The 12,989-nt window shown below is 66.9% G+C and carries 8 protein-coding genes; 5 read left to right on the top strand and 3 right to left on the bottom strand.

Annotation, left to right across the window (positions count from 1 at the left end; genetic code table 11):
• The first annotated feature begins 7 nt into the window (after nt 1-7).
• Genes ASG07_RS13985 through ASG07_RS13975 form a run of 3 tightly spaced genes read left to right on the top strand, consistent with a single transcriptional unit; the run spans nt 8 to nt 5,616 of the window.
• Entirely contained in the window at nt 8-1,270 is a 1,263-nt protein-coding gene (locus ASG07_RS13985) for a TolC family protein (protein WP_055847905.1), read from the top strand.
• Nucleotides 1,267-2,415 carry an efflux RND transporter periplasmic adaptor subunit gene (locus ASG07_RS13980; RefSeq protein WP_443024609.1) on the top strand — a complete coding sequence of 383 codons (1,149 nt, stop codon included), beginning with the start codon at nt 1,267-1,269 and terminating at the stop codon, nt 2,413-2,415. Before ASG07_RS13985 ends, ASG07_RS13980 begins: the two co-directional genes overlap by 4 nt.
• A 3-nt stretch (nt 2,416-2,418) precedes the next feature.
• Complete coding sequence (locus ASG07_RS13975; RefSeq protein ID WP_055847902.1) at nt 2,419-5,616, top strand: efflux RND transporter permease subunit; 3,198 nt, start codon at nt 2,419-2,421, stop codon at nt 5,614-5,616.
• A 145-nt stretch (nt 5,617-5,761) separates the two neighbouring features.
• Here the strand turns inward: ASG07_RS13975 and ASG07_RS13970 are convergent, their stop codons facing one another.
• The 3 genes from ASG07_RS13970 to ASG07_RS13960 are packed head-to-tail and all read right to left on the bottom strand — an operon-like array spanning nt 5,762 to nt 10,688.
• Complete coding sequence (locus ASG07_RS13970; protein WP_055847899.1) at nt 5,762-6,151, bottom strand: hypothetical protein; 390 nt, start codon at nt 6,149-6,151, stop codon at nt 5,762-5,764.
• A gap of 43 nt (nt 6,152-6,194) precedes the next feature.
• A complete protein-coding gene (locus tag ASG07_RS13965; RefSeq protein ID WP_055847896.1) occupies nt 6,195-9,779 on the bottom strand; it encodes an ABC transporter permease/M1 family aminopeptidase in 3,585 nt (1,194 codons plus the stop codon).
• 12 nt (nt 9,780-9,791) lie between these two features.
• Nucleotides 9,792-10,688, bottom strand: a complete 897-nt coding sequence (locus ASG07_RS13960) for an ABC transporter ATP-binding protein (protein ID WP_055847892.1) — start codon at nt 10,686-10,688, stop codon at nt 9,792-9,794.
• A gap of 269 nt (nt 10,689-10,957) precedes the next feature.
• On the opposite strand from ASG07_RS13960, the gene ASG07_RS13955 reads away from it, so the two are divergent.
• Nucleotides 10,958-11,641 carry a response regulator transcription factor gene (locus tag ASG07_RS13955; RefSeq protein WP_055847887.1) on the top strand — a complete coding sequence of 228 codons (684 nt, stop codon included), beginning with the start codon at nt 10,958-10,960 and terminating at the stop codon, nt 11,639-11,641.
• Nucleotides 11,638-12,930 carry a HAMP domain-containing sensor histidine kinase gene (locus ASG07_RS13950; protein ID WP_055847882.1) on the top strand — a complete coding sequence of 431 codons (1,293 nt, stop codon included), beginning with the start codon at nt 11,638-11,640 and terminating at the stop codon, nt 12,928-12,930. The genes ASG07_RS13955 and ASG07_RS13950 overlap by 4 nt, the downstream gene beginning before the upstream one ends.
• Nucleotides 12,931-12,989 lie beyond the last annotated feature (59 nt).

Genomic DNA, 12,989 nt, shown 5'->3' with positions numbered 1-12,989 from the left:
GCATATCATGCATCGCATCATCGCGGCCGTCCTGGCCGCCGGCGCCTGCGCATCGTCGCTGCAGGCCCAGACCGACCGGACCGTCGCTCCGCCACCGGTCCTCACGCTTGCCGAGGCGCTCGACAGGGCGGGCGCGTCTTCGCCATTCCAGGGCGTAGCAGCGGCGGGCATCCGTGCCGCCGAGGCGCAGCGTCGCGTCGCCGGGCTTCGTCCCAACCCGTCGATCGTCGGCGAGGCGGAGAACGTCGCGGGGACCGGCATCTATCAGGGGCTGCGATCGTCGGAGACGACGATCGGCCTCGCCTTGCCGCTCGAACTCGGCGGCAAGCGCGGCGCCCGCATCGCCGTCGCCAAGGCGCAGATCGGACGTGCCGGTTTGCAGGCCGATATCGCGCGCGCCGACCTGCGGCTGAGGGTCACGCAGACCTACAACGCCGCCGCCGCCGCCCAGCGTCGGGTCATCATTGCGGAGGATCAGGTCGGCATCGCGGCCGAAGTGCTGCGTGCCGCCCGCGTGCGGGTGCAGGCAGGCCGCGCGTCTCCGCTCGAGGAGCAGCGCGCGGACGTCGCCCGCATTTCCGCCGAAGGGGCGCTGGAACGGGCACGTCGGTCGGCCGAGGCTGCGTCCGGCAATCTCGCGCGGCTGCTGGGCATGCCGGTGGGACAGCTCGATCGCAGCTGGTTCGACGCGGTGCCTTCGACCATCACGACGCGACCGATGGCGACTTCCGGGACCCTGACGGTCGCCGCGGCGCGCGCCGACCTCGACACGGCGAGCGCGCAGGTGCTTCTGGCACGCAGCCAGCGGGTGCCCGACCTCACGGTCAGCGCCAGCGCGCGGCGACTGGAACAGACCAACGACGTCGCCGCGGTGTTCGGCATCTCCATCCCGCTCAACGTCTTCAACAACGGGCGCGCCAGCATTGCGGTGGCCGAAGCCCAGCGCGAGCAGTCTGATGCGCAGCAGCGCGTCGCGCTGCTCGATGCCGAGCAGGACGTGGCGACGACGCAGGCCGATGCCGGGAACGCCGCGACCACGGCGCGCAACGCCGCTGGACCGGCGCTCGTCGCGGCGACCGAGGCCGTCCGCATCGCCCGCATCGGCTACCGCGAAGGCAAGTTCGGGCAGCTCGATCTGCTCGATGCCGAACGCACGCTGCTCGACACCCGCACGGCCGCGATCGACGCGCTGGCGGCCTATCACGACGCACAGGCGCGGCTGGAACGGCTGACCGTCGCCGCGCCGCTCCCCAAGGACGATCAACGATGAACCGCATCATGAAAGCCGCGATGCCGGCCGTTCTGGCCCTCGCCGTCTCCGGCTGTGGCCGGTCGGCGGAGCCCACGGAAAACAGGGGCGAGGCCGGGGAAACCAAGGAAGCCGCTACCGGCGATCCGATGACCGCCACGCTCTCCGCGCAGCAGATCGCCGACGCAGGCATCGAGGTCACCCGCCCGACCGTTGGCGGCGTCGCAGGCGCGATCGAGCTTCCTGCGACCATCGAGGGCGATCCTGAGGGAGTTCAGGTTGTTTCAGCTGCGATCGCGGGCCGCCTCGTCTCGCTCACCCGCAACCTTGGCCAGCCGGTCCGGCGCGGCGAGACGTTGGCCATCATTGAGAGCCGCGAAGCCGCGAGCCTCAATGCCGAGGTGGAAGCCGCCCGCGCCCGCTCCACGCTGGCCCAGTCGAACCTGCGTCGCGAGCAGCGCCTGTTCGCCGAGCGCGTGTCACCCGAACAGGACCTCGTCGCCGCCCGCACCGCCGCGACCGAGGCGAACATCGCGCTGCGTCTCGCCCGCCAGCAGCTGTCGGCCACCGGGGGTGGCGGTGGGGCGCTCAACCGCATTACCGTCCGTTCGCCCATCTCCGGTCAGGTGATCGCTCGCTCAGCCACGCTCGGCCAGCAGATCGCCGCCGACGCCGAGATCTTCCGCGTCGCGAACCTCGCCAGGGTATCCGTGACGATGTCGCTGGTGCCCGCCGATGCCGGACGCGTCGCGCCGGGCGCGCGCGTCGAGGTGACGTCGGCAGGACGACGTCAGGAAGGCCGCGTGACCTTCGTCTCGCCGATCCTCGACGAGACCACCCGGCTGGTGCCGGTGATCGCGACCATCGACAACGCTGGCGGCACATGGCGCGTCGGCGAGAACGTCAGCGTCTCGGTGCTGCTGCCCGCGACCGGCGATCGCAGCGTCGCCGTGCCCTCCGCCGCCGTGCAGATGATCGGCGACAAGCCGCATGTCTTCGTCCGCACGCCGTCGGGCTTCGAGGCGACCCCGGTGACGCTCGGCCGCACCAACGGCGGCTCGGTCACCGTCATGGCCGGCCTGACCGGCGAGGAGCGCATCGCCTCCACCAACTCGTTCACGCTCAAGGCCGAACTCGGCAAGGGCGAAGCGAAGGACGAGGACTAGGCCATGCTCGCCCGTATCGTGACCTTCGCCGTCGAGAAGCGCTGGCTTGTCCTGCTGCTGACGCTCGCCGCGGCACTTGCCGGGGTGTTCGCCATCCAGCGGCTGCCGATCGACGCCGTCCCCGACATCACCAACAATCAGGTGCAGATCAACGTCGTTGCGCCAGCACTCTCGCCGGACCAAATCGAAAAGCAGGTCGCCTTCACCATCGAGACCGCGCTCGCCGGCACTCCCGGCCTCGAATACACCCGCTCTCTCAGCCGCAACGGCTTCGCTCAGGTCACCGCGGTGTTCGACGAGAAGACGGACATCTACTTCGCACGCCAACAAGTCTCTGAACGGCTGCGCACGGCGGAGGAGAGCCTGCCCGAGGGCGTGAACCCGGAGATGGGACCGATCGCTACCGGGCTCGGCGACATCTTCATGTGGACGGTGGAATATCGCGAGCTCGATCAGGTCAACCACCGCAACGGCGAACCCGGCCTGCAGAAGGATGGCAGCTACATCACCCCGGAGGGTGACCATCTCGTCGATGCCGCCGACAAGGCGACCTACCTTCGCACGGTGCAGGACTGGATCGTTACGCCGCAGCTGAAGAGCAGCGCTGGGCTGGCCGGGGTCGACAGCCTTGGCGGCTACACCAAGCAGTATCTGGTCGTCCCCGACATCCAGCGCATGGCGGCGATGAAGATCACGCTGCAGGATCTCGCCACCGCGCTGGAACGTAACAACACCAGCGCCGGTGCCGGCGTCGTCAACCGCAATGGGGAAGGGCTGGCCGTCCGTGCGGATGGTCGCGTGCGCAACGCCGACGACCTGGCGCGGACAGTGATCGCCACGCGCGAGAGCGTGCCGATCCTGCTCAGCCAGATTGCCACCGTCCGCACCGGACAGGCGCTACGCATGGGCTCGGCATCCGAGAACGGCCATGAGGTGGTCGTCGGCACCGCTGTCATGCGGATCGGCGAGAACAGCCGCACCGTGTCCACCGGCGTCGGTGAACGGCTGAAGGCAATCGGTCGCGCGCTGCCCGTTGATGTCGTCGTCAAGCCGGTGCTCAACCGCACCGAGCTGGTCAACTCGACCATCGCCACCGTCGCCCGCAACCTCGCGGAGGGAGCGCTGCTCGTCATCGTCGTGCTGTTCGCGCTGCTCGGCAACGTCCGCGCGGCGCTGATCGCGGCGCTCGTCATTCCGATCACCATGCTGCTGACCAGCGTCGGCATGCTGCGCGCGGGCGTCTCGGCCAATCTGATGAGCCTCGGCGCGCTCGACTTCGGCCTGATCGTCGATGGCGCAGTCATCATCGTCGAGAATGCGCTGCGGCGGCTCGGCGACGCGCAGCACGGGCGTAGCGACGCGCTGCCGCTCCGGCGACGCCTCGATCTGGTCTCAGCATCGGCGCGCGAGATGATCCGTCCGTCCGTCTACGGTCAGGCGATCATCATCCTCGTATACGCGCCGCTGCTCACCTTCACCGGCGTCGAGGGCAAGATGTTCGAGCCGATGGCGCTCACCGTCATTATCGCGCTCGTCTTCGCCTTCATTCTTTCGATGACCTTCGTGCCGGCCGCCATCGCCATCTGGCTCAGCCGACCCGTCGACGAGAAGGAGAGCCGGATCATCGGCTGGCTCCGTCGCCGCTACGAGCCGGGTCTCGGCAAAGCGATGGGGCGGCCGAGCGTCACGCTCGGCATCGCGGTGGGCGCGCTCGCACTCGCCGGTGTCGCGTTCACCACCTTGGGGCAGGAATTTCTGCCGCAGCTCGACGAGGGCAACATCCTCGTTCAGGCGGTCCGCATTCCCGGCACCTCCGTCGACCAGAGCCAGGCGATGCAGTTCCAGGTCGAGAAGATGCTGGCGCGCCAGCCCGAGGTGCGCTTCGCCTTCTCGCGCACGGGGACGTCGGAGATCGCGTCCGACCCGATGCCGCCCAACGCCACCGATACCTTCGTCATCCTGAAGCCGCGTGCGGAGTGGCCCGACCCTGGCCTCGGCAAGGAGGAGCTGGTGGAGCGGATGGAGAAGAGGCTTTCGACGCTGCCGGGTAACGCCTACGAGATCACCCAGCCGATCCAGATGCGCTTCAACGAGCTAATTGCCGGCGTTCGCGGCGACATCGCGGTGAAGGTCTTTGGTGACGACTTTGGCGGCATGAAGGATGCGGCCGACCGCATCGCCGACATCCTGCGCAGGACACGCGGTGCCGTCGATGTGCGGGTCGAACAGACCGAGGGACTGCCGATGCTCGATATCCGCCCCAACCGCATGGCGATGTCGCGGATCGGGGTCACGGCCGGCGATGTGCAAGACACCGTCGCCGCCGCGATCGGTGGTCGCGAGGCGGGCGTGATCTTCGAGGGCGACCGCCGCTTTCCGGTGGTGATCCGCCTGTCCGAAGCATCGCGATCGGACCTGACCGAGGTGGCGCAGGTGCCGGTGCCGACCTCGGCCGGCGGTTTCGTGCCACTGTCGACGGTGGCCGACATCGCTGTCGTCGACGGGCCGAACCAGATCAGCCGCGAGAACGGCAAGCGCCGCGTCGTTGTGCAGGCGAATGTGCGCGACCGCGACGTGGCGGGCGTGGTGGCGGATGCGCGTGCCGCAATCGACGCGCAGGTGAAGTTGCCGCCGGGAACGTACGTCGAATGGGGCGGGCAGTTCGAGAACCTCGCCTCGGCGCGCGACCGGCTGCTGCTTGTGGTGCCGGTCTGCTTCGCGGTCATCATGCTGCTGCTCTACGGTGCGCTTGGATCGGTGCGCGATGCGGTGATCGTCTTCACGGGCGTCCCGCTGGCGCTGGTCGGGGGCGTGCTGGCGCTGACGCTGCGCGGCATGCCGTTCTCGGTCTCGGCGGCTGTCGGGTTCATTGCGCTGTCGGGGATCGCGGTGCTCAACGGACTCGTGATGGTGTCCTCGATCCACGACCTGATGGCGCGTGGCATGGACCGGGTGCAGGCCGCCCATGACGGCGCGCTCGCGCGTCTGCGGCCGGTCGCGATGACCGCGCTTGTCGCCAGCCTCGGCTTCGTGCCGATGGCGCTGGGCCACGGTGCGGGCGCGGAGGTGCAGAAGCCGCTCGCCACCGTCGTCATCGGCGGCCTGATCTCGGCGACGCTGCTGACGCTGTTCGTCCTGCCGACGCTCTACGCCCGCTTCGGCGGGTGGCAGGGTCGGTCCGAACACGAACCCGCTAGCTGAAGGGTTGTCTCTCGTCGGAAAGCCCGGAAGCGCTTCTGAATGTACGGGTCCGGGTCCGAACGGCTGCGGATCGCCACGGCAGCTAGCAATCGGATCCCGGCAATGCAGGGAGGCCCGAACTCTTCACACTATTTGCACGTGCCGTTCAGGAGAAGGCGGCGGTGGTCGCCGGAGCGTCGGTGTCGGGCATCACGGTGCGCGAGATGTCGCGGCGGCCAGGCATTGTCTCAAGTCTTGTCTGTAACTGGCGGTCGGTGCAGCAGAAGGCCGAGAGCATCGCCAGCAAGCGGTGGCAGTTCATCCCGTGGGGCGCGGAGACGGACGCCGTGCCCGCCGAGCCGGGCGCGGCACTGACGCCGGCAACGCCCGCACCAGCCTGTCGCCACCTGCCGCACCGGCGGAAGACGCCGGCGGTCGGCATCCACGGACACATCCGTGCCGCATCAACATCGACCTGGCCAACGGCGTCGGGTCGTCGGTCGACATCCACCGTCTCCTCGTGGAGCCAGAACCAGATCGTGACTTTCAGATCCATGGGTCACGACCCTGATTTTCGGACGGTTAGTCGAACCTACAGCCTATTGTCTGACCTCGACGGCGTTGTCGGCGCCATCGCGGTCGATATATTTCGTGTAGGGATCGACGCCGCCAAACGTCGGCATTCCTGTCGTGACGAAGGTGACTTGCTGCAGGCCCGTGTGGACCGGAATGCGCCTGATGACGAGGATGTTTCGGGCGCTGAAGCCAGCGGCATCGGGCGGTGCGGTAAACAGCCCCACCTCGATCGTGTCGGCAAGCGCGGCCGGTCGTTCGACGCCCTTCGGATCGAGATGCGACTTCGATGCCGCGATCGTCAGGACCGTTTCCCAACGCCCGTTGCCGACCGGACGCGTCTTCGCCAACGTCGTGCGCAGATCCCACAGCGTCACCCGATCCGTCAGGTCGTCGACCAGCTCCCGTTCCGCACGCGTACGTGCCAGACGGCGCAGTCCGTTCGCCAATAGCAGCGAATTGGGGTAGGGGGCGCCCTTGAAGCGGCGAGACGCGACGATCCCTCTCAGCATCGCATTGACGCGATCCTCGCCCAGCCGGTCTTGCAGCAGGTACATCGCCACGGCACCCTTGTTGTAATAGATATGGCTCTGCCGCTCCACCCGGTCGAGCGGCGGCTCGATACCGGTATCGCGCGCCCGGCCGACCAGATACTCGTCCATCTCGTACTTCAGGAACCGGCGCACCTCGCCTTCGCCGTGAAGCTGCTTCATCACCATCAGCGCGGTATATTGCGCCATGGTCTCGATCAGCATCGACGCGCCTTTCTGGTCCGCAGCGGCGAGCTGGTGTCCCCAATATTGGTGCGCCATCTCGTGCGCCATCACGTACGTCACGAAGTCGACGCGGCGACGGTCGCGGGTATCCGCGATAAAGCCCATCGCTTCGGATACGGGCACCGTGCCGGCGAACGCCACCGCGCCCGGCGTATAGCCCGGAAATTCGACGACCCGCGCGTGGTCGAACTGATAGGGTCCGAAGGCGCGTTGGCCATAGGCGAGCGTGGCCTGCATCGCGCGCAGCATCAGCTCGACATTGTAGCGGTGTTTCGGATGATGATACACTTCCAGCGCGATCGAACCGGATTGCCGGCGGGCGACGGCGTAATCGGCGGACTGCACCGAGAAGAATGACAGGATCGGAGCGGTGGATGCATAGCGGGTCGTGCGACGACCGTTGGCGACGCGTTCGGCGATACGGCGGCCCGGTGCGACGGCGACCTGCGTGGCGTCGGTCGTGATGGTGATGTCGGACATGACCCATACGGCGCCGCCGAACGAGTTGCGTCCCATCGACGGGCGATCGCCCAGCGGGGCCATCGGCGGCAGCGGGGGCAGCCCCAGCCGCTTGCGGGCCTTCCAGTCCTCCACATACCGGATCGGATTGATGCCGAATTGCGGGAGGAAGGCATGGCTCAGCACCGACGTGCCGTTGCGGACCAGCGAAATATCCTCCCCGTTGGCGCGGAACCCGCGTTGCGCGCGGACCGTGACGAAGCGCAGTTCGCCCGTCGCGCCGGGTGCCAGCGGCGTGGCGAACCGGAATATCTTCATGTGCAGGCGGGGATCGTTCAGAACCAGCGTCGCACCGGGAACGCTTGCCTGTGCGATGTCATAGTCCGCCGTAAGCCCGGTCAGATAGAGCGACGCCACCGGCGCACCGGTATCGTTGACGAAGCCATATCGCCCCCGCGTCACCATCCGGCGTTCGCGCGGGTGCAAGTCGATCGCGAGGCGCACGGTCGTCAGCGAGGGCTGCGCCACCGCGTGATAGCGCCCGTACCGGCGCTCGAAATCGGCCATGTCGCGCTCGACCTCGGCCTGGGGTGGCTGGCGGTTCAGCACGTCGATATTGCGATGGATCCACGCGCCGCTGGCGCCGGCGACGATGCCGCAGGCGACCAGGATCATTCCGGGTATGCCGCGCAATCGGGCGGGCACCCGTCGCAGTCGGGAGGCCAGCCGGACATCGGTGCCGCGACGCCACAGGAGATGGGCGAGCACCGCCAAGGCGCCCGCGAACGCACCCCAGTAAAGCCGCAGCCACCAGCTACCCGGACCGCCGATCTGGTCGCCGTTCATGTCGGACAGCTGGAGGGGCAGGGTCGCGCCGTAGCGATAGAGGGGATAGGTCAGCCCCAGGCCCTCGAGCGCGAAGTTCAGCACTAGATAGCCGACCATGATCGCCCATCCGACATATTTGCCGGGACTGAGCGCCTGAACGAAGACGGCGAGGATGGCGAGGATGACCATGTCCACGGTCTTCGGCAGGAGATACCAGGCGACATATTCGCCCACGACGAAATCGCCACCGCCGCGGATCAGCTGGATCAGCGCGACGGGCACGATCGACGCGAGCAGCGAGGCGAGCAGCACCGTCGTCACGGCGAGCGTCTTCGGTACCATATACGCCCAGTTGGGCAGGGATGTCGCGTCGATGATTTCGTCGATGCGGTTCTGGCGATCGCGCCAGACCAGTTCGCCCGCATAATAGATCGCAATGATGAGCGGGATGATTCCGAAGGTGTTGCGCAGCACGCCGATCATGTTGAACGTCAGCGGGCGAGGGGGCATCCCGTGCATCTCGCCGGCGGTCAGCGCGGCGGCGCCGGCGTTGAGAACGCCCAGCAGGACGAGGATGAGGAACGCCGGGCTGCGCAGCACCATCAGCATCTCGAACCGCGATCGTTCGAACAGGCGCGACCAGCCGGCTACGTCGGGCCGCGCAGGCGGCAGGCGCTTCACGATCAGCGGCAGCTTCGCACTCGTTGCCGCCTTCCCCGTCCGACGCGGCGCGCGACGTTCCGACGGTCCGTTGCGGGCGAAATCGAAGCGGAGATAGGCGAACGACAGGGCGAGCACGCCGATACCGGTCCAGATCGCCCGGTTGACGAGCAGGGCCTCGGCGAACACCGGCGTCCGGATATTGGACTGTGCGGCGGTCCAGAAACGGGTCGTCCGGTCGACCGCGACCATCCCGAACGGTTCGACATAGGACAGGGCGGCGGCGAGCGGGGGGCGATTGGCGACCAGGCCCAGCAGCGCGAAATACGCCACGAGGAATACGATGACGCCAAGATAACTGTACAGCATCGATCGCGTCGTCGTTGCCACGGCGAAGAACACCGCAGCGGTTGCGAACAGGCTCGGCAGCATCACGACGCAATAGCCACCGATATAGTGCAACGGGATCGTCGGTCCGATGACGTCGGGGTCGACCCACGGCATCTGCGATCCCAGCCAGCCGCCCAGCGGTATCATCAAGCTGGCGATCATGGCTGCCGCGAAGGCACCCGTGAACCGCCCGATGACGTAGTCGAACTTGCGGATCCGCGTCGACCGCACGATCGGCCAGAAACCGGTCTCGTCATCGCGGATGACGACATTGGCGACGAACGCCGTCGTTACGAACATCAGGAACAGCGTCAGGATTGCGTAGCTGCGGGCGATGGAGGGGCCGGCATTGCGATGGACCTGGCCCCCGCCGGCGAGTTGCAACTGGTCGATCGCCACCGAGCCGAACGACAGGGCGAAGAACAGCGCGGTCATGCTCAGGAAGACCGGACCGGTGAGTTGGTAGCGCAGTTCGAAGCGCGCGATCTTGTTGAACATGGACATCGCCCCTCAGGCCGCGGGAGCGACTGTCGCGGCGCGGCGCGTCCGGGCGAGGGTGGAGAAATAGACGTCCTCCAGACCACCCGATGCGACCGCGAACCCATCACCCGGATCGTTCTCCGACAGGACATGGATCATCGTGCGACCAGCATACAGGCGCGTCGCGATGACCTCGAACCGGCGGGAATAGTCGTCGAGGTCCGCCCGCTCGATCGTCTTCGCCCACACCGTTCCGCGTGCCCGCTCGATCAGGTCCAGCGGTGCTCCTTCCAGCTGGATGCGCCCGGCCGCGAGCACTGCCATGCGCGGACAAAGGTCCGCCACGTCCTCGACGATGTGGGTGGACAGAATTACGACCACGGACTCACCGATCTCCGCCAGCAGATTGTGGAAGCGGTTGCGTTCCTCCGGGTCGAGGCCGGCAGTCGGTTCATCGACGATGATCAGTCCGGGATTGCCGATCAGCGCCTGGGCAATCCCGAACCGCTGCCGCATCCCGCCCGAGAAGCCGGCGATCGCCTTGCCCCTGACGGTCCACAGGTTGACCTGGTTCAGCAGCGTCTCGACCGTCTCCCGGCGCTCGCCTTTCAATGCGATACCCTTCAGGACCGCCATGTGGTCGAGCATGTGATAGGCGGAAACGCGCGGATAGACGCCGAAATCCTGCGGCAGATAGCCCAGCGTCGCGCGCAGTCGTTCCGGCTCCGCCAGAATGTCGATATCGCCGAACCGGATGCTGCCCGACCGCGGCGTCTGCAACGTGGCGAGCGTCCGCATCAGCGTGGACTTGCCCGCGCCGTTGGGACCCAGCAGGCCGAACATGCCCTTGGGGATGGACAGCGTCACGTCGTCGAGTGCCCGGGTGCCATTGGCGTAGACATGGCTGACGTTCACCAGCTCGAGCATGGGGCTATCCTGCTGTTGGATTGAGGAGAGGGCGGCGCGTACGACCGGCCCGACAGACGTCTGTCTACGGAGCGAAATGTCATGCGCGATCGCGGGGCCGCAGCGATGGATGGGATTGATGGCGCGGCGGAGTGCATCGCCGTCCTCATGCCGCACCGACACGCGCGCGCGGGTAAGGTTTTCGTCAGCGAAGCGTAAAGATCGCGTAAGGATCGATGACAATCGGCTCGTGCTCGTCCATCCGTACCGCCCGTGCAGGAACGAAAGAGATGATGACCGCGGTCCTGCTGATCGATGACGACGCCGAGCTTAGCCGGATGCTTGGCACCTATCTTGCCGACGAAGGCTTCGCAGTGACGGCGGCGACGACAGGAGAAGATGGTGTCCCGCTGGCGCTCGGCGGCGGTTTTGCCGCCGTCATTCTCGATATCATGCTGCCGCGGATCACCGGGATCGAGGCATTGCGTCGCATCCGGGAAGAGAGCGCCATTCCTGTCATCATGTTGACCGCGCGCGGTGACGACATCGACCGTATCATGGGGCTCGAACTGGGCGCCGACGACTATATGGCCAAGCCGTATTCGCCGCGCGAACTGGTCGCCCGGCTGCGTGCTGTCCTGCGGCGCTCCACCGACGTCCGGCATCCCGGGCCGCTGATACGCGGAAAGCTCATGCTGACGCCGGCGACCCGCGGCCTGTCTTGGGCCGGCACCCCGTTCCAGCTGACGGTCACGGAGTTCAAATTGCTGGAAGCGTTGATGCGTGGTGGCGATACGGTCGCCACCAAGGACCATCTGTCGCTGGTGGCGCTTGGGCGCGAACGCCAGCGCTACGACCGGAGCATCGATGTGCACGTCAGCAATCTGCGCCTGAAACTTGCCGGCGTCAGCGCGGGAGCGATCGAGATCGAGACGTTTCGCGGGTTTGGTTATCGACTGACCGTACGCGAATGAAGGGCCGGCTGTTCTGGAAGATCTGGCTTGGCTTCTGGCTGGCGTACCTGTTCATGTATGCCTGCACTGCGATATTGTATTTTGAGCGTAGCGCCGGGCCGGTCGATCCGGCCTGGGACGCGCCCCGTACCGTCGGCCGTACGGTCGTCGAGATGGCGGGATCCGTCTTGCAGCGGGACGGCGCCGATAGTCTCGCGCGGCAGTCGGCTGCGTGGCCCATCGACGTGAGGCGGCGGCTTCGTGTGGTGCCGCTTGCCACGGATCGTTGCGCGCCGGCCAGCGATCCCCGGCAGATCGCCCGACGGATCGAGCCGGACTGGTGCCTGCGCTATACGCCGGGACCGTTACCCGAAGTGACCGACGACTGGTCCGCATGGCTCATCCCGCTCGATGCGTTCCTGATGCTGAATCTCGCCGGTATGGTGTTCAGCGCGGGATTGGCCTGGTACGTCGCACGGCCGATCCATAGCCTGCGCCGGGGGTTCGAACGGCTCGCGGACGGCGAACTGGATTTGCGGCTGGCGCATTCGATGGGGCGCCGCCGCGACGAGGTGGCCGATCTGGCCAAGGATTTCGACCGTATGGCGGACCGGCTGGAGCAACTGGTGCAGGCGCGCGACCGCTTGCTGCACGACGTATCGCATGAACTTCGGTCGCCCCTTGCCCGGCTGCGGCTGGCGAGCGGGATCGCGCGGGACAATCCCGCCAAGCTCGCGGGAGCACTCGACCGGATCGATCGTGAAACGATCAGTCTCGACGCTCTGGTGGGAGAGCTGCTGACCTTGAGCAGGATCGAAAGCGGCGCCGGCAACGGAGACGATTATTTCGACGCGCTCGAAGTGTTGCGGGTCATTACCGTCGACGCTGCGTTCGAAGCGCAACTGCAGGGTGTAACCCTCGTCACGAACGGACTGTCTGTCGACCGCGATGGCGCGGACTGGCTGGTCGCCGGAAGTGGCTTGCTCGCCCATCGTGGCATAGAGAACATCTTCCGCAACGCGCTGCGGTTTTCAGGCCGGGGCCAGTCGATACGCACAACCTTGCGTCGGAGCGACGGAGCCGCCGTCGTGGAGATCGATGACGAAGGACCCGGCATCGACGAGGCGGTGGCCAAATCGCTGTTCGAACCCTTCGTACAAGGTGCTGGTCAGTCGCGAACCGGATTCGGACTCGGTCTGGAAATCGCCCGGCGTGCGATCGAAGCGTGCGGTGGAACGGTGACATTGCGCAACCGAAGCGATGCGGGGTTGCGCGTTACTGTCTCGCTTCCGCTGGCACGACCGCGTTGAAACCTGTTCCAACGGATGTGACGACCGCGCGGAGATCAGCAACCGGTGAGAAGCGTTTG

The sequence above is a fragment of the Sphingomonas sp. Leaf343 genome, assembly GCF_001423765.1.
Taxonomy (GTDB): Bacteria; Pseudomonadota; Alphaproteobacteria; order Sphingomonadales; family Sphingomonadaceae; genus Sphingomonas.
The sequence above is the reverse complement of the archived record's forward strand: the minus strand, read 5'-3'. Positions and strand labels throughout refer to the sequence as shown.

Coding starts and splice junctions, on each gene's coding strand:
- ASG07_RS13985 (WP_055847905.1), top strand. CDS start 8: ATGCATCGCATCATCGCGGCCGTCCTGGCCGCCGGCGCCTGCGCATCG.
- ASG07_RS13980 (WP_443024609.1), top strand. CDS start 1,267: ATGAACCGCATCATGAAAGCCGCGATGCCGGCCGTTCTGGCCCTCGCC.
- ASG07_RS13975 (WP_055847902.1), top strand. CDS start 2,419: ATGCTCGCCCGTATCGTGACCTTCGCCGTCGAGAAGCGCTGGCTTGTC.
- ASG07_RS13970 (WP_055847899.1), bottom strand. CDS start 6,151: ATGGATCTGAAAGTCACGATCTGGTTCTGGCTCCACGAGGAGACGGTG.
- ASG07_RS13965 (WP_055847896.1), bottom strand. CDS start 9,779: ATGTTCAACAAGATCGCGCGCTTCGAACTGCGCTACCAACTCACCGGT.
- ASG07_RS13960 (WP_055847892.1), bottom strand. CDS start 10,688: ATGCTCGAGCTGGTGAACGTCAGCCATGTCTACGCCAATGGCACCCGG.
- ASG07_RS13955 (WP_055847887.1), top strand. CDS start 10,958: ATGATGACCGCGGTCCTGCTGATCGATGACGACGCCGAGCTTAGCCGG.
- ASG07_RS13950 (WP_055847882.1), top strand. CDS start 11,638: ATGAAGGGCCGGCTGTTCTGGAAGATCTGGCTTGGCTTCTGGCTGGCG.